Raw genomic sequence first — 24,025 nt, 5'->3', positions numbered from 1 at the left:
TGACGAGAGCCGGTGGGAAGCGCTTCAGCTGCCCTGGGTGCAGCTGGAGCAGCCGGCTCCCCTCTTCGCGGACAACCACGGTAGGCCCGGCTTCACCATCTGGCACACCCCGCACGGGCAGATGCGCACCTCCGGGCGCAGGTCCGGCCGGATGGTCCAGGCCCTGCTGGCGCTGACCGGGCCGTCCGGGGACTACTCCGTCTTCAAGAGCCAGTGCTTCGGTGCGATGCCCAGTACGAGGACGCGCCGCGGTACGACGGAGCCCGGTCTCCTCGGGCAGGAGCCGCGCGGGGCCGATCCGCTCGTGGACGTGCCGGAGATCCAGCACATGGCGGACGTCCCCGGCACGACCGTGTACTCCCTCGGCTACTACGTGAGCGGCGTCTCCCGGTTGGAGAACGACATCCCCGGCGCGGGCGCCGGGGAGGCCGTCTTCCAGGCGTACCCGGACGCGCGGGGCCAGGGAGTGACCCCGGAGAACGCGGTGCACACGGCCAGGCCGAGGCCGACGCGGGTGGCGCTCGACGAGATCGCGCGCATCGCCGGTCTGCACACCAGGCCGGGGCAGGCGGACGAGACGGTGCGCGAGCGGACGCTGCGCCTGGTGATGCTGCTGCGAGACGTCTTCCCCCCCTTCACGGACGCGGACGGGGTGCTGCGTGCCGTGGACGAGCACGCGCGGCTGCTCCGGGACCGGCGCGACCCGGTGGGCGAGGAGAGCCGACAGCTGCTGCAGGGCGTGGCCGCGCTGGACCGGATGCGCCAGGCCGATCCGGCGCTGGCTCACCCGGCCGTCGGTCATTTCACCGTCGAGCTGTTCGGAACGCTGGCGTGGGAGCACGCTCTTCGCGTTCAGGCGTCTCTCGCTCAGGCCACCCTCGCGCTCGGGCTGCCGCCGGTCACTCGGGAGAGCTTCCTTCGTCTGCTGATGGACGCGGCCAAGGTGGGGCCGGCGGCCGAGACGCTTCGGCTCACCAATTGGCTGCCGCTGCCACAGGTGACCGACGCGGTGCGGACGCTGGCCGCTGTGGAGAATCCCGAGCGACTGGTCCGGGACGCACTGGGCCTGACGGGCGCCGAGGAGGTCGGGGCAGCGGACTGGTCCCGGGCGCTGTGGGCGGGGATCTGGACCGAGCAGCTCACGAGCCGGATCCGCAGCGACGCCGAAAAGAGCGCGTTCACCGCCAGGATTCTGCGCCTGGACGAGCACGACCAGCACGATCCGAAGCTGTTCGGCCAGGCCCGTACGGCGGTCGTCAAGGCGGTGGCCGCCGGCCGTGATATCGGGCGCCTGGACTCGCTGGCCTCGCACGGCCTGGAGCTGGAGGGAGCGCTGTCCGCCGACCGGCTGCTCCGGAGCCGCGGCGGTCGGATGTGGGGCCGGCAACCCGACCGCAAGAATCCCCCGCGCGGAACCTTCAAACGCGGCGTCGTCACGCTGATGGAACGCAAGGACGGCTCCTTCCAGCCGTACGCCACGGAGACCGCTCCGTGGAAGAAGAGCGGCGAGGACGTGCTGTCGCGGGACGTGTTCGTGTATGCCGCGGGCGAGGACTTCGCGCCCCCCGGCCCCTTCGCCGACTTGCTCCACCACGACCCTTCCGCGGGCTCCGACGACGTCCGGATCCTGGTGGTCGACCGCGCCGGGCAGCCGAAGGGTCTGGCGGCCCAGGCCGCCCTCGGCACGACCGGTGGGACGTGGGGCTCCGACCATCCGGTCGCGCTCCACTTCGACGAGGACAGCGGCGTCTACACGATCGCCGTGTATCCGGAGGACGGCCACTCGCAAGCACCGGAGGGCACCTGGCACGCGTTCGACCACGCGGGCAGGGAATCCGCCCACACGGGCAAGGAACAGGCCGCCCCCGGCGGCCGGCCGGCGGCTTCCGCCTCGTCCGCGCGCCGCGGGCCGCGCGACGGCTCGGCGGCCGACTCGCCGGCCGCCGGGCCCGCGCCCGGCGGGGTGCTCACCCGCGCCGAGCTGACCGCCCGGGTGGACGCGGTCGCCGACCGGGGCCCGGTGGGTGAGCCGCGGCTGGGCGAGTGCGCGGCGTTGGTGCGGGGCCTGGCCGCCGCGGTGTTCCCCGGCTCCGGGGTGCTCGCGGGCGGGGCGCGGGCGGCGCTCGCGCTGGACGACCTGGTGGTGGGCCGGACGACGACCGAGCACGCGCTCGCGGCGGGGCCGGGCTGGGGTTCGGTGGAGTCGTGGGCGCAGGTGGAGCGTGGACTCCGCAGGTCCGGTGCGGGGTCGCTGGCGCTCGTGCTGGGGCGGCGGCAGGACGGCGGACAGCTGCGGGCGGGCCGGCCGGGCCACGCGTGGGCGGCGTACCTCCTGGCGGACGACCAGGTGGCATGGATCAACCTGACGGGTGAGCCGGACGGCCGGCTCTCGGCGACGCAGGAGGGGCAGCCGCCGGCGGAGCTGCTGTGGCGGCAGGGGCAGGGGCGCTCACCGCTGGAGCTGCCGCCGCTGGCCGGGCGGGCGGTGATCGTCGGCGCTTCGGGCCAGGTGGAGCCGGACGTGCTGGAACCTTTCGCGGAGTCCGGCTCCACCGGGCAGGCGCTGGTGGACCGGCCCACGGGGCGCGGCTACGGCGGTGCGGCGCCGACGGCGCCCCCGCCCGCCAGGCCCACGCCGCGCATCCCGATCCTGCCGGTGGCGGACACGATGCGGGACGCCAACAGCGGGCGGGGAGAGGACCGGAGGGCGTCACGCAGAAGGCGGGACGCCGCCCTGGCCGACCGGCCGAGGGTGGTGACCCACGCCCCGCGGTCCGGCGCCCCGGCGCCGTCGGCCGGCTCCGCGTCCCACGGTTCGCCGATGGAGCTGGACAGCCCGCAGGAGGCGCAGGCGGTCGAGGAGCGCTACCAGGAGATCCTCGACGAGCTGTACGCCGGGCAGGGCAAGGGCCGGGGCTCCGAAGAGTGGGCGGCGCTGGCCCGGTTGGACGGGTTGCGGCAGCTGGAGCCGGAGCTGGAGCCGGCGAGCGGACCGCTCGACATCGCCGCGCTCACCCGCCATGTGCTGATGCTCGGGCAGGGAGAGCCGACACCCGAGCTGCGCAGGGAGCTGCTCGCCCTGGCCCGGAACGCCGGGACACTGGAGGCCCGCGGACTGAAGGTGGACAGCCTGGCCGTGCTCTCCGCCGGATACCTGGCGCGCAACGGGGCGTTCGACGAGAAGTTCCGCCTCGCGCCCGGCGCCGGCGACCGCCCCCGGGGCTGGGACTGGACCGGGCAGATGCCCAAGGACTTCACCCTGGGGCAGTCGGCGACGGTCATCGTCGGCCGGAACGGCACGCCCTCCGTGAACGTGGACCGCAGTGCGTGGCTCAGGGACGGCAAGCCCGAGCCGTACGTGTACTCCGCGCCGAGCAGCCCGACGGAGATGAGGATCGCCGGGCGGGGCGATTTCTGGCGGCGCGTACCGCACCGGGTTTTCGTCGAGCTGCCGGCGTTCGACCCGGATCTCGGGCAGGTCCCGGCGGATGCCGACTTCCTGCTGACGATGGGCCGGATCCGCGAGCGGGGCCTCGTGCTGCCGAACGGGCTGGCGGCCAAGTACGGGCGGGAGACCTGGAGCACCGACACCGTCCCGAAGTGGGTGCAGCCTCGCGGCACCTCGGATCCGTTCATGCTCACGCTGTTCGCCAGGGAGCACGAGGACGCGTGGGGGAACTGGCTGCGGGTGGATCCGGTCACCGCCCGGGCAGCGGTGGCCGCGGGAGAGGGCGTCGCGGCCCGCTGGAGCCGGGAGCTGGCCTTCCGCACGTTCGGCGGTCCGGACCGCCGTCCCAGCGTGGTCGCGGCGATGGACTACACCGCCATGTCCGGGCCCGAGCGCTGGCGCCGCAGCGTGCGGGACACCTTGCTGACGGGGCTCTCGTGGTCCGTCCTGATGCGCTTCGGTCGCAAGGTGCGCGCTGCGGACCTGCGACAGGTGCCGTGGGTGGAGTTCGATCTCCCGTCGCCGGTCTACCTCGACATCCACGGGGTACGGGGCGGCACGATCCTGCCCACGTCCAGCGGGACGAGGACCACCTCCGGGGCGGAGTCCGTCGCCTGGATGAGCGCGGCGATCGACCAGCTGGGCCGCTCCAGGCGGCACCCCATCGTGGCGCAGAACTGCTTCGGGGCGTCCGGGCGAGAGCGGCACCGCCCCCAGATGAGCGGGTCGGTCTACGGCCGCGAAGCACGCGGCACCGATCCGCTCGCGGACATGTCGGAACTCGAACTGCTGGCGGACGGCCGGGGCCAGACGGTGTTCGCGCTGCCGGGCGAGGGCTATCTCGGCGTCGGCTCGGAGGTCCCGCAGCTGGGTCTGCACCCCCAGCAGCCGGTTCTCGGGTCGGGCACGGACCCCCGGGGCAAGGGGGTGACCGTCGAGACCGGCATCGTCGCCCTCCGGCCGTTGCCGAAGAACGAGGCACTGGACGAGTGCGCGCGCCTCACCGGTCTGCACCCGGGCACCGGCCCGGCGTCCGACGACGTGCGGGCGCGGACGACGCGGCTGGTGCGGGCGCTGCGGCGGATCGCCCCTCCCTTCAAGGACATGAACGGGCGGTTCCTGGCCGTCGACGAGCACGCGCTGCCGCTGCCGGACGCGCGGCTGGTACCGGATCCGCGGCACGACCGGGCCCGGTTGCTGCTGCGGGGCATGGGCGCGCTGGAGCTGATGCGGGCAGCCGATCCCGCACTCAACGACCCGCGGCGGCCCGGCGCCCGGCTGTTCACCGTCGACCTGTTCGAGGCGCTGGCCGACAAGCACCGAGAGCTGTTCGGGCAGGCGCCGGCGGCCCGGAGCAGCGCGGCGGGCGCGGTGCCGCCGCTCGTCGAGGAGCACTTCGGCCGACTGCTGGAGGACGCCGGGAACCGGTGGAACGAGCGCGCGCGGCCGGTGCTGACGGACTGGCTCGGACTGCCGAAGATGATCGAGGTCCTTGGGCAGTTGGCCTCCCTCCCGGACCCGGAGCCGGTGATCAGGGACGTGCTGGACCTGGACGACAGCGCGCCGGTCGGGGAGTGGGAGTGGTCCCGGACGCTGTGGGCGGGGGTCAAGGCCCAACGGCTCACCGACGGGATGACCAGCGCGGCCGACCGGGGTGCCTTCGCGGCGACGATCCTGCGCCTGGGCGCGGCGGATGCGGCGGCGCGGTTCGGGGATGCCCGTATGGCGGCCACCCGGGCGATCGCGGCCGGCCGTGACCCGGGCAGCCTCGACGAGTTGGCCTCGCACGGGCTGGAGCGGGACGGTGCGCTGTCTCCGGACCGGCTGCTGAAGAACCGTCAGGGCGGTACGTGGGCCAGGATCCTGAACGGCGAGTCGTACCCGCCGCGGAACGTCGACCTCAGAGTGGTCACGCTGATGCAGCGGACGGCCGACGGCCGCTCCGTCGAGCCGTACGGCACCGAACCGGCCCCCTGGTTCGGCAAGGACGCCGCCGCCCCCATCGTCTACGTGGCGGACGAGGACTTCGCGCCGGCCGGGCAGTTCGGTGACCTGGCCTCCCACGACCCCTTCCTGAGCGCGCTGACCACGCAGCACCACGTGGTGCAGGCCATCCGCCGGACCGGCCCGGCCGGGCCGCCCGTGGCGGGCAGCCTGCCGGTGGAGCTGGCCCGCAACACCGGCAGGGGGCAGCACTTCTCCACGCTCTCGGTCGGCGTGCACTTCGACCAGGAGAAGCAGGTCTACACGGTTGCGGTGTTCCCGCTGGAGGGCATGACACAGGCGCCGCCCGGCACGTGGAACAAGATCGGTCCCGACGAGGCCGACGTGCTCTCCCAGGGGATCCCCGGTGCGGCCCCCGCGCCGGCGCCGGATCCGCTGGCGGCCCCCTGGTACGGCGACTCGAACTCGCAGCAGGCCCCGACGACGTCGATCCCGACCAACGCCTCGGGCACCCCCGGGCGGATCTTCGCGCGGCCGGTGGAGGAGCCGGCCGACGACGCGGACGCGGAAGCGGAGTCGGAGTCCGACTCCAGCTCCGACTCCAGCTCCGAGTCCGGATCGGAGCACGAGACCGACTCCGAGTCCGGCTCCAGCTCCAGCTCCAGCTCAAGTTCCGGCTCCAGCTCGGAGTACGAGTCCGACTACGACGACGAGACCAGCTCCAGTTCCAGTTCGAGTTCGAGTTCAAGCTCCGACGACGAGTCCGACTCCGACGACAGCGTCGACTCGGGCCTCGAGACCGACTCCGACCCCGGCCCCGGCCTGGATTCCGAGACCGACTCGGGCTTCGAGTCCGGCCCCGGCCCCGGCCCCGGCCCCGGTTCCAGCTCCGAATCCGACTCCGACAGCGGCTCCGAGACCGGGCCCCAGGCCGGGCCGGCGCCCAAGCCCGGTCCGGGAGCGCCTCCGAGGGTGCCGGCGCCGGTGAACACGGCGTCCAGGCTGCGGGCGCACCCGACGAACGCCCCGTCGCCGGGCACCGGACAGCCGGCCCCCGTCCGGTCCGCGTCCCGGGTCGTGCCGGTGCCGCTCCCGAAGGCGGTGGGACCGGGCTACGACGCGGTGCTCCACGAGCTGTTCGGGGCGTCGGCCGGTAGGGATCACGAGCGGACGCGCGTACGTGCGGCACTGGAGCGGCTGGACGCGCTGAGCGCGGGCGACCCGCGGCTTCGGCCGGACGGCTCGCTCGATCTGGAGGCGCTGGTCCGCCGGGTGCTGATGCTGGAGCGGACCGAGCCCGCGACGCCGGCGGACCTGCGCGACCTGCTGAAGGCGGCGGTGGACCCGCGCGCCAAGGGGCCGCGCAGCCTGGACCGGCTGTCCGCGGTCCACCTGGTGCGCAAGGGCGTGTTCGACGCCCGGTTCCGCATTCTCGACGACCAGGGGAACCCGAAGGGCTGGGACTGGGGCTCCGGTGTTCCGCCACAGGCGGACCTGAGCACGTCGGGAATGGTGACGACGGATCAGGGCGGCGCGACGGCCGTCACGAACATCGGCACCGCCCCGTGGGGTGACAAAGCGCACCTCTACGCCGCCAACAGCACCGCGCGCTCGGTGCGGGTGCGCGGGTTGCAGGGCTTCTCCCGCCGGGCCCCCCACCGGGTGTTCGCCGAACTGGTGGATCTCGACCCGGTGCTGCCCGAGGTCCCGGCCGAGGTCCCGCTGCTGCTGTGGACGCCGAACGCCCTGGCGCGGAACCTGAACCTTCCCGACGCCCTGGCGCACCAGCAGAACCGGTCCGTCTTCGCCACCGGCGGCAACCTGGTCTGGGCCCCGCTGCCCGGGCCGCAGCCCCGGTTCGTGCCCGCGCTCGACAACCGGGGCTCCGAGGGCGTCTGGGCGAGCTGGCTGCGGCGGGACCCGGCCGAGGTGCGGGACGGGGCGGTCGACTGGTACCAGGAAGAGATCACCTGGCCCCTGCCGGGCCCGGACCACCGCTTGCATGGCTCGGTCTCGTTCGACTTCGCGGCTGAGCCGGACAAGGGCCGCAGCCGCACCAGGAACTACGCCCGAGCCGCCGCCGTCAGGCGCTATGTCGTGCTCGGGAAGGGCCGCGGTAAGTCCGCCGAACCTCCCAAGGAGGTGCGCTGGAAGGTATCGCCGTTCAACGCGGCCACGCACGGCCGGCCGGCGGTCACCTTCTGGCAGACGGTGCGCGGGGAACAGCGCTTGCCCGCCCGGGAGTCCGCACGCCGGATGGCCCGCCAGGTGGACCGGGCCGGGCTGGACCAGGGCGCCCCCCTCCTGGTGGGCTCCTGCTCCGCCGCGACGCCGGGGCCCGCCGTCTTCGACCGGCTGGCGGACCTGCCCGTCGGCCAGTACGCCGCGAACGAGGCCAAGCGCGGGGCGTACGCCGCCCCGTACGAGATCGCCCTGGAGCCCGAGCGCGACGTCGTGGAGGGCAGCACCTCCGACGAGTTGGTGTGGGTCCTCTTCACGGACGAGCGGGGCGTCCCGGCGGACTGGGTGTTCTTCCTGCCCGAGCCGGAGGGCGCGGAGCTGGACGAGGTGGCGCGCCTGGCGCATCTGCACGACGGCAGCGGGCCGGCGTCGGAGGCGGACCGCTACCGGGCGCTGCGGCTGGTGCGGGCGCTGCGGCTGGTCTTCGGCGCGGAGGTGGCCGACCGGCCTGACTACGGGCAACTGATCAGCGGCATCGGGGCGTTGGAGGCGCGCCGGGAAGCCGACCCGGCCCTGCACCGTCCCGGTGGCGAGCAGTTCACCATGGAGCTGTTCGAGGAGCTGGCCCGGGAACACGCGGAGAGCGGGCCGGGTATCCCGGCAGTCTCCCCCGACAACTACCTGGCGTTGCTGACGGAGTCGGCGGATCGGTGGGAGGACGGCGAGCGCGGTGCTGCACTGACCGGTTGGCTGAGGCTGCCGGAGGTCACCCGGGCGCTGGAGGCGATGTCGGCACGGCAGTTCCGGGACAACGCGGCCAGGGACATCCTGAGCCTGCGTGCCGAGGCGCCGCTGGGGGAGGCGGACTACTCCCGGGCTCTGTGGGCGCTGGTCAGGACCGAGCAGATCGCGGCCGGGGTCACCGACCAGGGCGGGTTCGCCCAGCGGATGCTGCGCCTCGACGAGCCGGATCCCGGCCGCTACCTGGAGGCGATGGGCGCGGTACGCAGGGCGCTGGCGGCCGGCCGGGACGCCCAGAACCTGGACGAGCTGGCCTCGCACGGCTTGGAGCTGGCCGGCCTGCTGTCCCCGGAGCGGCTGCTGAAGGCGCCGGACGGCTCGTCGTGGGGCAGGGGGATATCCCAGCAGTCCGGGCAGTCCTACGCCCCGGAGACGTTCGAGCCGGCAAAGATCACGCTGATGGAACGGGCGCCGGACGGCTCGTTCGTACCCAGCGGTATCACCGAGGACGCTCCCTGGAACGCGGCGGGCGAGTCGTCTCCCTTCGTCTACGCCGGCTTCGGTTCGCTTCCGCCGCTCGGACAGCTCGCCGATCTGGCCTACCGGGACCCGGCGCTGCGGGCGCTGCCCACCGACGTCCCGGTGGTCACGACGCTCGTGCGCGCCCCCGGGGCCGGCCGTGGCCCCTTCGGCAGCGCGCTGGCCGAACTCGCCCGCAGCATGGCCAAGCAGGCGTGGGCCTCCACCCGGACGACCGGACTGCACCGCGATGAGAAGACCGGGGTGCTCACCCTCGCGGTGTACCCGGAGACCTGGGAGCAGCGGGCCCCGCAGGGCACATGGCGATGGGCCAACCCCGTCCACGGCGATCCCCTGCCCGCACTCTCCTCCTCCGCCGAGGAGTCTTCGGGCCGGGTACCCACCCGCCTGCCCGCCCCGCCGGCCCACCGCGCCCCGGCGGACCGCGCGGACCGGCCCGCCGCGACCCGGCCGGTGTACACCCAGCCGGTGGACGACCCGAAGTCCCCGCTGCGTCCGCCCGCGCCCGGGTGGGAGAGCGCCGCACCGCTGATCGCGGCGTACGCGGACCGCCCGGAGCCGCGGACGAACATGCCCCGGTCCGGGGCCGGGACGGCGCCGTCGAGCAAGCGCGGCAAGTCCTCCGGCGGGCGTACGAAGTCCTCGACCGGGCCCGGCACGTCCCCGGCCGGCAGCAGCAGGCCCCCGGCCGGGCCCCGCACCGCCACCACCGCGCCCGGCACGGCTGCGGCGGCCCCTGCCACGCGGCCGTCGCCTCTCGCGGACCCCCACGAGCAGCTCCTCACCGAGCTGTACGGTCCGCCGGGCAGTGACCCGGCCGGCTGGTCGAACGCGCGGGTGGCCCTGGCCCGGCTGGACGCGCTGCGGAAGAAGAAGCCGGCTCTCCACGGCGGCCCGCTCGACCTGGACAAGCTGGCCCGTCACGTGCTGCTGCTGGACCCCGCGGCAGCGGTGACGAAGGAGCAGCGCCGCGAGCTGCTGAACGTGGCGATGGACTCGCGGGCCGAGGGCGCCCCGAATCTGGTGGTCCTGACTGCGGTCCACCTGGTGCGCCGGGGCGTGTTCCATGACGCGTTCCGCCGTTACGGCAAGAACGGCGAGCCGAGGGGCTGGGACTGGAGCCCGCAGGGCTCGCGGGTGCCGCTCAACGCCGATCTGGGCAGGACGGCACTGGAGGTGACCGACGCGCAGGGCGGAGTTTCCTTCCAGGAGGAGGGTTCCGCGCCGTGGGGCACCGATCCGTATCTGCTGGCCGCGGAGTCCGACCAGGCGGGGATCCTGCTGCGGGGCGACAAGGGCTTCCAGCAGGTGGTGACCCCTGAGGTGTTCGCCGCGCTGATGGCGCTCAACGAGGACCTGGCTCCGGCGGACCCGGCGGACCCGAAGCCGGCGGGGCCCAAGGTGGGCCCGGACGTCCCCGTCCTGCTGGCGATGTCCGAGGCCAGCGGCTGGAACCTCAACCTCCAGGACGCGCTGGTCGCTCAGCACGGCCACGACGTGTGGGCCTCCAACGGCCTGTTGCGATGGGTCCCGCAGGGGAAGTCGACCCCGGCCATGCTCGTGCGGCAGGTCCAGGAGGGCACGGGGTTCCACGGACAGTGGCTGCTGCGGGAACCGGCGACGGTGGCCGCGGCCGCCAAGCTGCCGCACGGCGGCCCGGTCGACTGGAGCAGGCGCGAGATCGCCATCCCGGTCGCGGGCCCGGACCACCGCTTCAACACCTACATCTCGATGGACTTCCGCGAGCAGCCGGACGGCGGAAGCTACCGCAGCCGGATCTACAGCCGGCTCGCCCAGACCACCCGGTGGGTCCTCTTCCGTCCTGGCCGCGCCGAACTGCGCACCGCGCGTCTCCTGCCGTGGGTCGGGGAGAAGCGGCCCACCCCGTTCTTCGCGAACATGCACGGGGGAGCCGGGTGGTCCGAGTGGTTCACCGAGGACGGGCACGAGAGAGCCGCCGGGCCGGAGACCGGGCGCCGGGTCGCGCGCCAGGTGGCGCTGTCCGGTCTGCCGCTAGACCACCCCATCGTGCTGCTGTCCTGCTTCGGCGCCATGCCCGGTGGGAAGTTCCGCGACGTACCGAATCCGCCGGTCGCCGACGGCCGCCGCTCGGCGACCTCTCGTGCGCGGATGCCGGCCGGGGCCGACCCGCTCTCCGAACCGCCGGACTGCCAGCACACGTCAAACGAGTCCGACCGGACCGTCTTCACCACCAACTTCACGAACGCCGTCGAATTCGCGGAGAAGTACGCCCCGCAACTTCCTCCCGACGAGGCCCTGATGATCGTCATCGGGGACCTGCGGGGCGACGAGGCGGGGTGGGAGAAGTTCCGTCCGGAGCCGAAGGGCCACCAGCTCGACGAGGTGGCGCGCCTGGCGCATCTGCACGACGGCAGCGGGCCGGCGTCGGAGGCGAACCGCTACCGGGCGCTGCGGCTGGTGCGGGCGCTGCGGCTGGTCTTCGGCGCGGACGTGGGCGACCGGCCTGACTACGGGCAACTGATCAGCGGCATCGGGGCGTTGGAGGCGCGCCGGGAAGCCGACCCGGCCCTGCACCGTCCCGGTGGCGAGCAGTTCACCATGGACCTGTTCGAAGCGCTGGCCTGGGAGCACGCCGGCGGCGGGCAGGACATGCCGGACGTGACCGTCGACGACTACACCGGCCTGCTGAAGGATTCGGCACGTCGGTGGCAGGCGGGCGAACAGGGTCCGTTGACCGGATGGCTGCCCCTGCCGGACGTGACGGACGCACTGCAGTGGCTGTCGTCCCTGGCCGACCCGGAGCCGATGATCCGGGACGTGCTGGGGATGCACGCCGGCGCGCCGGTCGCCGAGCGCCAGTGGGCGCGGACCGTGTGGGCCGACGTCGAAACAGCCCGCTTCTCGCGCGGCGGCCAGGACCGGGGCGAGCTGGCGCGCAGGATGCTGCTCCTGCCCGGCCCCGACCCGACGCGCTGGCCGGAGGCATGGGAAGCGGTACGCAGAGCGGTGGCCGACGGCCGCGACAGCAGGAACCTCGACGAGCTGGCCTCCCACGTCAAGGAACGGGGCGGTGCCTTCACCCCTGCCACCTGGGCGCACGACTCCCAGCGGACTGTGTGGGCCCGTTCATTCGGCAGGGGCCTTCGGCGTTTCCGCAGCTTCGACCCCGGCCACGTCACGCTGCTGCGGAAGGCGGCCGACGGCTCGGACATGGTCGTGGGCCGGGTCCGGTCCCCCTGGTCCCTGCGGGGCATGCCGGCTCCGCTCATCTACGACGTGGCCGGCGACCATGCCACGGATGGCGAGATCGGCGACCTGGCGTACCGCGATCACTGGGTGCGGCAGGCCCCGCACGACGGCATGATGCTGCTGACGAGTGACCGGGCCGTACCGGCCGGTGAGGATCCTGTTCTCCACGGGCCGGGTGCCCTGGCGCGCAACACCGGTAAGGGGGCGTTCGGCTGGAGCGTCCCGAGCAAGCTGTTCATCGATCCGAAGTCCGAAGTCTGCACGGTCGCGGTGTACCCGGAGCCCGGGGACCCCCAGGCCCAGACGGCCTTGCGACTGGCCCTCCCGGAGGACGCCGACCTGCCGGTCTCCTCGCCCCTCGGGTCGGCTTCGTCCAGCAGCTCGTCGAGTTCTTCCGCCGGGTCCCCGGTTCAGGTGCCGTCCGCTCCCGCGTCCCCGGTTCCCGGGTCTTTGGTGCCCGCGTCGTCGGCGTCCGCGGCCGCGACGTCTCCGGTACCCGGGCCCCCGCCCGCTCCCCGCCCGGCCCCCGCCCGGTTGCACCAGCCACAAACCAACTTCCGGGCTCCGGCCCCGGCGGCCCGGCCGGTGTTCACCCGGCCGGTGAGCGCCCACATGGCGGACGTGGCCATGCCCGGCGCCGATACCGAGATGCCGGACGCGGACGCGTCGGCCGGGACGCAGGCCCCCGGTGCCGTGGCCGTGGTCCCGGTACCGCAGGCCGTGGCACAGCACTACGAGGACATCCTCACGGGTCTGTACGGCCAGAAGCCCACCGGTGCCGCGATCTGGCGCAAGCGGAGGGCCGCGCTGGCCCTGCTGGACCGGCTGCGGGCGAAGGTTCCGGAGCTGAGCGGCGGGCGGCTCGACCTGGAAGAGCTCATCCCCCGGGTTCTGATGTTCGAGCAAGGCCGGGTGGTGATGCCGGAGGACGAGCAGGACCTGATGAAGGCGGCGATGGCCGACGAGGTGCGGGACGCGTCGCGCCTGGCGACGGTGTCCGCCTTCTACCTGGTGCGCAAGGGGGTGTTCCACCGCAAGTACCGCATCCCCGTTTCCCCCGGTAATCCGCGCGGCTGGAACTGGGATTCGCTGCTGATGCCCGAGCTCGACCTGACCCGGACGCGGACGTTGACGACGGGGAGAAGGGGGACCGCGTACGTCTTCGACGAGGAGGGGCCCGCCCCCTGGACCGAAGGACGGGCGGCCGACTACCAGCCGTACCTCTACTGCGCCCCGGCCGACAAGCAGTCCGTCACCGTACGGGGCATCGGGGGCTTCCAGGAGACGATTCCCTTCGAGGTGTTCGTCGAACTGGTCACGTTCGATCCGCAGCGGCTCGAACCGGTCACGGGCGATCCGCAGGGGCCCACCGTAATGGGACGGGACGACGCCTTCCTGCTGGTGATGCCGGACATCAACCTGTGGAACACCTACCTCCAGGACGAGCTCGTGCGCCGGTACGGGAACGACACCTGGGCCGCGACCGGCCCGACCCGCTGGGGGCGACGCGCGGACAATCGCAGGTACCAGCTCGAACTGGACAACGACAACCGCACGCGTGTCGCGCCCCGCTCGCGCTGGCTGGTGCGGGACCGGGAGACCCTGGCCGCGGTGGCTGCCCTGCCGGGCGGGGACCTCGTGTGGGACCGGGACATCATGGCCCTGCCCGTCAGCGGAAGGGACTATCGCGGCCGGTCGCACCGCATGGTGGGCTTCGTGTCGATGGAGTTCTCCAAGGCAATGAGTGCCTGGAGTGTCACCCTGTGGGCCACCAACCTCCACCAGATCGAGGACTTCTACTTCACGCGTCCCCGTCGGTCCACGCCCCTCGCGGGTCCGCTCCAGGTGCCGTGGCGCGGCCGGCCCGTCATCAGCGTCGACCTGCATGGTTTGCCGGGGCGGTGCGCCTTCAACACCCCGAGCGGGCAAGTGGCGGTGCAGGTCGAGGAAAGCGGGCGGCGTATCGCCCACCAACTGGCCCTGACCGGGGCTCCGCTGGACGTTCGCTTCGTGCTGGTCAACTGCTATGGCGCGGCTCCCGGTGGGCGGGACGCGGCGTTGCCGTCCTGGTTTGCTTCCGGTGCGCAGATGGGAGTGTCGAATGTCCTCTCCGACCGCGACCGTTCCACCCTCCGCGAGGTGGCGAACCGGTCGGAAAGGTCGGGATTCGCTGTCCGCGATACGTTCGGTAGCCGTACCGACCTGATCCCCGGCAGCAACCCTCCCGCGTACCGGCATTCGGTCACGATGTACACGGATGAGCGCGGCGAAGGCGCGCTCAAGTGGTACGTCCAGCATCCCGAACCGAAGGGCGAGGCGCTCGACCCGTGGGTGAGCGCGGCCGGTCTCACTCCGCGCCCCGGGGCCTCGGAGCGGGAGCGCTCCGAGGCCCGGGAGCGGACCCTGGCCCTGGCACGCGTGCTGGTCCACTGGATGGACGGCGATGTGGTGAAGGCCGCAGACTTCCCGCAGCTCTTGCGCGGCATGGGGCAGTTGGAGCGGATGCGGGCGGCCGATCGGAGTCTGGACCTTCCCGGCGGTCGTGAGTTCACCATCGAGCTGAGCGGGGCTCTGCTGAACGCCTACGCCGACCAGATGCGGGCACAGGGGCTGGCGATGGCGTCGGATGTGCCGACCATCCTCCGCGACTTCCTCTTGGTGGTGAACCGGGCGTGGCAGGCGCAGCCAGGGATGCCGCTGACCCGCTTCATGCCCGTGGGGTTCCTGTCCAACGCGCTGAGCTTCCTGGCCACTCCGGACGGCGGCGGCCAAGCCCGGATGATCCTGAGCTACCCCGCGTCGCAGGCGCTGGAGGAGTCGGACTGGTCCCGAGCGGTGTGGACCGTGATCAAGTACCGGCAGCACAAAGCGAAGCTCACCGAGGCGGGATGGGCGGAGCTCGCCGGGTTCATCCTGGACCGGCCCGCAGCGCAGGCGTCCACCGACCCGGAGGCTTGGGATGTGGCGCTCAGGGCGATCGCCGCCGGTCGGAACTACCTCCGGCGTGCCGAGCTGGCGTCCTTCCAGCTGGAGCTGAAGGGGATGCTGTCGCGCTCGCGTGTGCTGGGCACGTCCGACAACGCTTGGGGACGGCAGTTCCACGACGTACTCCGCCCGCGCGGGCAGTCCTTCGACCCCCGTTGGCTCACCCGGCTGCAACGGAACGCCGACGGCACGTTCGAGGCGTGCGGGAGGGAGGTGGCCCCGTGGTCCGGGGACACCGGCCCGGTCTTCGTGTACGACGTGCCCGTCCACTGGCTGCACCGGGTCGAGGTGCTGGCCGACCTGGCCTACCGTGACCCGCGCGTGCGGGCTTCCATGTGGCGTGGTCCGCTGATCCTGACCCTGCCTGCCGGCCCCATGCCGGCCGGCTCCGCGCCCGTGGGCGGCGGACTGCTGGGAGCGTTCGCCAGCAGCACCGCCCGGACGACGTACGCCTCCACCAACGGCATGGTGCTCTGGCCCGATCCGGTCACCGGGGTCTTCACCCTCGCCGTGGTCCCGGCCCCCGGTCAGACCGAGGCCCCGGAGAACTCCATCCGGAAGGCCGACCCCGACCTGGGCGACGGGCCGGCCCACCTTGAGCCGATGGGGCTGCCGGCCCCTTCGCCGCAGCCGGCGGCGACCGCGGCACCTTCAGCCCCCGCCGCCTCGGGATCCGCTGCCGGAACCGGGACCTTCGCGGCGCCGGGCACCACCGATCCGGACCACCACGCGCTGCCCGCCCCGGCGTTCGAAGGCGACGAGGTCCCCTCTGCCGCCGCCGAGGGCCGCCCGGCGCAGCCCGTACCCCCGGCCGCCCTTCCCGCGCCGGAGGCCGAGCCCACGCCGGAGGCCGAGCCCGCGCCGGACCCGACGCTCGACTCGGCGTGGCGCGCGCACGCGGAGGCGCTGGCAGGCATGCGGGAGGCGATCGCCGCGGCCGAGGCGGACGCGCGGTCCGGTGCCGCCACCGTTGCCGAGCCGGCGGCGGAGCCCTGGACCCGGGTCGCCGAGGCCCGCGCGGAGTGGGAGGACGCCGAGGCCCGGCTGCGGAGCCTGGGCGTCCCGCTGCCGGACCTGACCGCGGCCCGCACGGCGCCGATCACCGAATCCGAGACCGCCGACTCCGACGCGGGGACCGGCTCCGGCTCCGACGGCCCGCCCCCCGCCCCCCTCGTGCCCAGGGACGCGGACCACCGCAGGTGGCTGGCCCGCGCGATGACCGGCGAGGACCTGCCCGCCGGCCTGCGGGGCGCTGCCCCGGGCGAGCGCGTCCGCCCTGCGGAAGTCGAGGCTGCGGGCCTTGAGCTGACCGGCGACCAGCGGATGGAGCTGGTGCTGAACGGCGGCGAGTGGGTGTCGTTGGACGGCTTCAAGCAGCCGCTGTCGCAGGCGAAGCTGCGGTCGGTGCAGGACAGTTGGCAGCCGGAGCTGCACACGGCGGCCGCCAACACCGCCCGCCGGCTGTGGAGCGAGGCGAAGCAGGAGTTCGTGAACGCCATGGACGGGAAGTTCACGAGCATGGCTCCCGACGGTCCCCTGGAGACAGGCGTCGAGCCGGCCTGGGCCGCCGCTGTCTCCTTGGTGCTGCCGCTGGAGCTGCACGACGTGCTCGCCGACTCCCGCTACGCCGAGCCCCCCTTCCGGAGCGCGGTCCACAAGGTCGCGCTGCACCTGATGGACGTCGGCCGGACGGGCGTGGCCTCGGCCGCCGAACTGGCCGACACGCTGCGGCAGGACGAACTGGGGCTGCGCAAGCGCCGGCAGCCGGCCGAAGCGCTCGCCCCGGAGCCCGACGCCACCCCGGAACCGGCGCCGGCCGACGGTGCGGAGACCGCCTCCGCCGGCACGACCAGCCAGGGCCCCGGCAGGGTGCTGACGACGGCTGAGCTGTCCGACCTGGCGGGCCTCCCGGACAGCACCGGCCCGGCAGTTCTCGCCGAGCCGCCGGTGGCCGACGCGGCGGCACCCACCCCGGTGGCCACGGACGCCGGGCCGGTGTTCGTGGCGCCCGTCGCCAGGCCGGACACCGCCGCTGTCCAGCTCGTTGCGCCGCCCGCCGGCCCCCGGGCCGAGAGCGCGAAGAAGAAGCTGGCGGCGCTGGACGGTCTGGAGTCACGACGGTTCGACAGGCCGAGGACGAGCAGCGAGGACCAGGCGCGCCGGATCCTGCACCTGCCGCCGGGCGCGGCGGTGGACGGCCCGGTCCTCGACGCGCTCCACGCCCTGGTCGGGCGGGCCGAGGCCGCAGGCCGGGCCCGGACCATGGGCGAGCTGGCCGCCTTCCATCTCCGGCAGCCGGGTGTGCTGGAGGGCCTGGGCGTGAGCGCCGCGGACCGGGAGCGCCACTTCACCCGGGACGGCAACCGGATCCCGGGCCTGAACGGGTGGACACGGCAGGTCGCCGAGCTGGACACCTCCCAGGCCGACATCGTGCGGCTGGCGGCCGACGGCACGATGCAGGGCATCGACCTCCACCAGCGGGTCCCCTGGGACGGGGACGCCTACGTCGTGCTGCCGGGCGAGCGGTCCGGCGCGATGACGCTGCGGCTGCCGGACGAGTCGGTCTGGGAGCTGAGCGTCGAGGAACTGGCGGAGGTGGTGGCCCGGGACCTGGAACGGGAGGGCCTGGCCAAGGACGTGCCGATCGTGCTGCCCCGCTCCGTCCCGGGCGGGCAGATCATGGTGCTGGCCGCGTTGCTGGCACACCGCACGGGCCACCGGGTGTGGATGCACGCCGCCCAGGTGGGCTTGAGCACCCGTTCCGGCGTGCTCCAACTGATCCAGCAGGACGGGCGGGACAAGGGCGACTGGAAGGAGCTCCCGCCCGGGGCGCCGGCCTGGTACGCGGACGTGGACCTCCGGCCGACCGTCAGCGAGCGGACGGGCCGGCAGAACGGCGTCATGAGCTTCACCCCCGAAGACCTGGCCGGCCTGCGGAAGCCCTTCAGCCGCTGGCTGGACCAGGTACGGACGTTCGTCCACTTCAACCCCGCGACGAATGAGTGGTCCGACGAGCAGCCGTTGCCGGGCCCCGGTCCGGAAGACGAAGCGGACCATGCGTACCTGCACGGCGTGCCGGGCCAGGCGGTCGTGGCGATGCGGGACGGGAGCCAACGCGCCCTCGGCGGGGAGGAGCTGGACCGCTGGGCCGGCTGGCTCGGCCGCCTGCTCCCCAACTTGCAGCGCCCCGTGTCCTGCTATGCGGGTACCCCCGTCGACGCCGCCGCGTCGGCAGGCAACCGGGGCGTGGGGGAGGCCGCCGCGCCGCCGTACGTCGTCGACCCGCTGCGGGACATCTCCGCGGGGCAGCGATGGGCCAACGCGACGCGGAAGGAGAAGCACATCTCCGAACGCAGCAACGGCGGGATCGTGAAGGACGGCAGGCCCGTACACGTCCTGTACACCGACGCGCAGGGGCGGCTCACCCGCTGGCAGAGCCCGCGCCCGGAGCCGCTGGCCGATGAGCTGGATACGTGGGCGAGGGACCTGGGGCTGCACGCGGGGACCGGCGAGGCGGCGCCCGAGGTGCGGGAGCGGGTGCTGGTCCTGCTGCGGGCGCTGAAGCTGACGTTCGGCCGGGACATCGAGGACGCGGTGGACGCGGTGGACGTGGCGGACGCAGCGGACACGGCGGACGCGGTGGGCTTCCGGGACCTGCTGCACGGTGTGGCCGCCCTGGAGCGGATGTGGCACAAGGACCCGGTGCTCGGCACGCTGGGCGGCTTCACCCTGGACGCGTTCCGCCGGGCGGTCGCCGCGCACCCGGACGGCCGGCAGGGCGTGGACCAGGTGGGCTACCGCGCGGTGCTGGCCGACGCCCGGCAGCGGGGCGACATCGCGCTGACCGATTTCGTGACGATGCCGGCGGTGGCGGACGTCCTCGACTGGCTGGACGCAGCCGGCGCCGACGAACTGACCGCCACCGCCCCGAAATCCCCGCTGTCCGGCCGGCCGGACCGGCTGCGGTCCTGGATGCTCTGGGCGCGGGCCGCGATGTACGACAGCACGCGTGAACTCAACGAGGACGAACTGACGGCGCTCACCCGGAAGGTGCTGAACCTGGGCCCGGCGGAGACCGTGGACGAGGCGCGCCACGACCAACTGCGCCGGACGCTGACCCGGGCGTTCGCCGAGGGCCGCGATGCCGCCGACCCGGACGTGGCCGCCGCCTACCACCTGGAGTACGCCGGGCTGCTGGGCGAGGCCACCGCGCTGCGCACCCGGTACGCCGGTGACACGGCCGGGGAGGGCCGGGACTTCACGGGAGCCGCTGACCTCCCGACCGTGCACCTGTCGCGGATCGAGGGCGAGCTCGGGGTGGGAGCCGCCCCCTGGGTGGGCAAGGACCCCTGGGGCAAGGACAAGCCGGCACCCTACCTGGTGCGGGCCGGGCTGGACCCGGCCGACCCGGGTGTCTTCCTCCTCACCAGCGGGGGCGTGACCCGGCGGGCGACGCACGGCGAGTTCCTCGAACTCCTCGCCGCCGACCCCGCCCTGCAGGCCAAGAGCCTGGTCACCGCCGTCGTGCTGGACATCCCGGAACTGGACCGGCTGGCACCCGGGTTCGCCGACGCGGCCTCCCAGCGGCTCGGGCGGCACGTGGCCTCGGCGGCCGTACGGACCGAGCTTTCCCCGACCGGCCAGGACGGCGTCGTGGTGCTCAAGCTGCTGCCCTCGTCCGTGGACGCGAACGCGCCTTTGGCCTGGAACGAGAGCACCCCGCGCTGGTCGGACCGGCCGGTGGAGGCCCCGCGCCCGATACCGGACCCGGTCCCGGCGTCGGCGCCACTGCCCGGCGAGGCGACCGCGGCCCCGGCGGCCCCCGGGTCCCCGGCCGGGGCGGCCGGCCGGACGCCGGCCGCCACTCCGGCGGCGGCGAACGTCGGCGAGGTGCTCGCCGCGCCGGTCGGCGGAGCGTCGACGTCGGACGCCGACGACGCCGCTGCGCCGGACGCCGGCGACTCCGGGTCGTCGACCGCCTACGACTCCGATTCATCGACCCTCATCGAGGACAGCGAGTCGGACGAGGACGACAGGTCGTTGGCGGGCGTCGACGTGGACTCCCTCTTCGGGGGAGACAGCGACTCGTCGGACTTTGACGAGTCGGAGTCCGACGACGCGCCGGAGGCGAACGGTAGGCCGGCGGGCCGGGGTCAGGACGGGCCGGCGGCCTTGACCCTGGTGCCGTTCGACCGGGCGTCCTCGGCCCTGTCGCGGGAGCAGGAGGCGCCGATCGCGGAGTTGGCGCGGCAGGTGGCGGCGCTCGCCTCGAACGATCAGCTGAAGGTGGTCATCACCGGTTACGGCAACGGCTCGCGCAGGTCGAGGGGCCGGTCGGCGGAGACCCGGGGCCGTGAGCGGGCGGGGTGGGTGCTCAGTGTCTTCGACGAGGCGCTGAAGCGGGAGCTGGGGGTTCGGCACCCGGGGTGGACGGGCGGTCAGATCGCGCGGAGGGCACGGGAGATCGTGTCCGTGCGCAACGGTGTCTCGCGCCTGGTGGCCGTGCCGCCGGCCATGGCCGACCGCGAGCAGCGGCGAGTGGCGCTGATCCAGGTGACCACGGTCCACCCCACCGTCGCGACGCGGAAGCTGGCGGCGCTGGTGAGGCAGGACCCGCGCACGGGCAACCCTCGGGAGAAGGCACGCCGGGTGCTGCAACTGGACGAGTCCGTGGAGATGGACGAGGACCTGATGCAGGCGCTGCTGGCCCTCTTCGGGGAGGCGGAGGCGGCCGGACAGGCCCGGACCCTGGGCGAGCTGGGTGCCTACTTCCTGCGCAAGCCAGGGGTGCTGGACCGGCTCGGCTGGAACGAGCCGGACCGCGAGCGCTACTTCACCGACGCGCGGGGCCGCCGGATGCCCGGCCTGAACTGGGGCCGCCCCACGGTGAACATCGATGAGTCGATGGCGGAGGGGCGGACCGACCGGCCGACGGTCCGGCTCGACACGACCCGTATCGGGCTCAAGCAGCTGGACGAGGACGGCGTCCAGCTGGGGGTCCAGATGCCCGGCCCGGCCGGCGCGGAACTCCCGTGGCGGGGCCGGGACGCCTACTTCTGGGTGGCCAACGGACAGCGCGGTGTGATCGAGTGGCGCACGCCGGACGGGTCGCGCCGGGAGCTGAGCGTCGAAGAGGCCGCCGTGGTGGTGGCGGCGGACGTGGCACGGGTGCGCCTGGACAGGAACATCCCGATCGTGGCGATCGTCCCGTCCCCGACCGCGAACGACCTCAAGTTGCTGCGGCTGCTGCAGCGGTACACCGGCCACCAGGCGTTCGGGCACTCCGGGGTGGTGACCTTCTCCTACGACACCGGCCGGGCCGTGCTGATCAGCCGGTTCGGGCGGGTGACCGGGGAGTGGGTCTCCCCCCGCCCCGACGACACGCCGCCGCGGCACGCCGCCCTCCCGGGCCCCGCCGGTCCGGGAGCGCCCGGTGCCGGGGCCCGGCCCGGGTCGACGGCGCCGTCCGGACGGGTACCCGCGAGGAGGACCGGCCCGGCGGCCCCCCGGCCTGTGGCGCCTTCCGAACTGCCGTCCTTCGCCGAGGGAAGCTCCGCCGACGTCACCTCCCGCCCCCGGTCCGACAGCGCCGCGTCGGCGCACCGGCCGCCCACCTTGCTGGCGACCTCCGCCGGCCCGGTCTTCACCGCGCCCGCCACCGGACCGGACGCACCGGCGGTCCCGGCCGAGCGCAGGGGCGCGGCCACCCCGCGCTCGGCGACGCTGGTGCCGTTCTCGGGCGGGGCCGCCGAACTGTCCGACGAGGAGCGCGAGTCGGTCCAGAAGCGGGCCCGGCAGATGGTGACCGGCGCGCTGCCGCGCTGGACGTTCGGCGTGCGGCCCGAGGAGGTCCGGATCGTCGGGCGCGGCAACGGCCTGCCGGACGGCGAGCGTTCGCACGTCACCGAGGTGGGGCGGCAGCGGGCCGAGGCGGTGGCCGCGGTCTTCCGGCGGGAGCTGGAGCGGGAGCTGGCCGCGCAGGGGAAGAAGCTCCCGAAGGGGCGGCGGCCGCTGACGGTCGGCGACTTCACGCTGACCGTGCGGGGCGACGACGCACCCGCGGGCCCCGGCTCGCCGCAGGCGGCGGACGCCCGGTGGCAGACGATGATCGACGTCGTCAGTCCGCCGAACAAGAAGGCGAAGGAGACGCTGGTCGCGCTGGACGAGCGGGACGTGCGCCGGTTCGGCGGGGAACGGATGAGCCCCCAGGAGCAGGCGCAGTGGATCCTGCACCTGCACCCGGACACGAAGGTGGACGGTGCGGTCCTCAACGCGCTGTACGGCCTGGTGGGCCAGGCCGAGGCGGCGGGGCAGGCGAAGAGCCTGGGGCAGGTGGCGGCCTTCCACCTCCGGCAGCCCGGCGTGGCCGAGGAGCTGGGCCTGCTCGGGCCGGACCCCAAGGGCCACTCCACCGACTCCGAGCGCCACTTCACCGACTCGAAGGGCCGCCGGATTCCGGGGCTGAACTGGACGGCGCAGCGGAAGGCCGAGCTGCACCGAACCAGCTTCGGCCTGGTGCGCCGCGACGGCGCGGGGAAGCGGCGGGGCAAGACCGTGACCAAGTCCGGCCCCTGGAAGCACAAGGCGTTCATGGTGTTGGACGACGACCCGTCCGGCATGATGCTGCCGCTGCCCGGCGGGGAGCGGCCGGCCGCCCACGAGGAGGTCGCCGAAGTGGTGGCCCTGGGGCTGGAGCGCGCGGGCCTGGACAAGGGCGTCCCCCTCGTGGTGCGCGCCGCCCCCGCGCACCTCCACCACGAACTGCTGCTGCGGATGATCGCCCGCCGCAGCGGACACATGGTGTGGTCGCACAGCGGCGAGACCGCCTTCGACCCGCGTACCGGCATGATCGTGGTGACCCACCGGGAGGGGCGGCCCGAGGGCGACTGGATGCGCATCGACCCCGACTCGCTGCTGGACGAGGACATGCCGGACTGGCTCTGGCAGGTCGACACCCGGACCGCGGTCAGCGAGACCTCGCACCGGCCGATCGGCAGCGTGAGCTTCGACGCCGACGACCTGGCGGGGCTGCGGGAGCGGTTCAGCCGCAAACTGCACGCGATCGCGACGTTCGTCCACCGCAACCCGGCAACGGACACCGTGTCCCGGGAGTATGCGGCGCCGACGCCCCCCGGCGAGACGGCAGCCGGGGCCATCCACGACTACGGGCACGGCAACGCTGAGGGCCACATGAGCGTCCAGTTGCTGGACGGCAGCATTCGCCGGCTCAACGAGGCGGAGCAGGACCAGTGGATCGACCATCTGGTGCGCACGTTCAAGGGCACCTGGCTGCACATCGTGCGCTGCGGGCAGGGCACCGTGCCCGGACACGCCCGGGGGGCGCAGGACTCCGTGTCCGCGCCGTATGTCGTCGACCCGCTCCGGGAGATCTCGCCGCTGCAGCGGGCGTCCAACAGGTCACGGAAGTGGGTGCTGGGCAGCAAGCGTATCCACCTGTCGCGGGAGGACTCCGACGGCAAGCCCACGCATGCCCTGCGGACGGATGCCCAGGGGCGGCGTACCCAGTGGGAGCTCTGCCGTCCGGAGCCGTCGGCAGCCCACCCGGAGACGTCGGTAACCGACCTTGACCAGTGGGCGGCCGAGCTGGGCATGCGCACCGACACCGAGATGTGGCGGGCCCATTCGCAGGAGCGGGTGCTGATTCTGGTGCGGGCGCTGAAGATCACGTTCGGCCGGGATGTGGAGGATGAGGATGTCGAGGACTTCGCGGAACTGCTGCGGGGGGCCGCGGCGCTGGAGCGGATGTGGCGCGACGACCCGAGCCTGCGTGGGGCGGGGCTCTTCACGCTGGATGCCTTCCAGCGGGCGGTCGCCGCGCACCCGGACGGCCGGAAGGGCGTGGACCAGGTCGGCTATCGCCAGGTACTGGCCGCCGCCACCCAGGCCGCTCCGGGCACCGGGCTGACCGCGTTCGTGACGATGCCGGCGGTGGAG

Annotated in this window: 1 protein-coding gene (running past both ends of the window); it reads left to right on the top strand. The window is 73.9% G+C overall.

This entire window lies inside a single protein-coding gene on the top strand: locus OHS81_RS15840, encoding a lonely Cys domain-containing protein (RefSeq protein WP_328385408.1). The 62,544-nt coding sequence extends 11,993 nt beyond the window's left edge and 26,526 nt beyond its right edge, so the window shows coding positions 11,994–36,018, spanning codon 3,998 (partial) through codon 12,006 (complete); the first complete codon in view begins at nucleotide 2. Both the start codon and the stop codon lie outside the window.

The sequence above is a fragment of the Streptomyces sp. NBC_00400 genome, from assembly GCF_036048035.1.
Taxonomy (GTDB): Bacteria; Actinomycetota; Actinomycetes; order Streptomycetales; family Streptomycetaceae; genus Streptomyces.
Note: the sequence above shows the minus strand (reverse complement) of the source record. Positions and strands in the feature narration are given on the sequence as shown.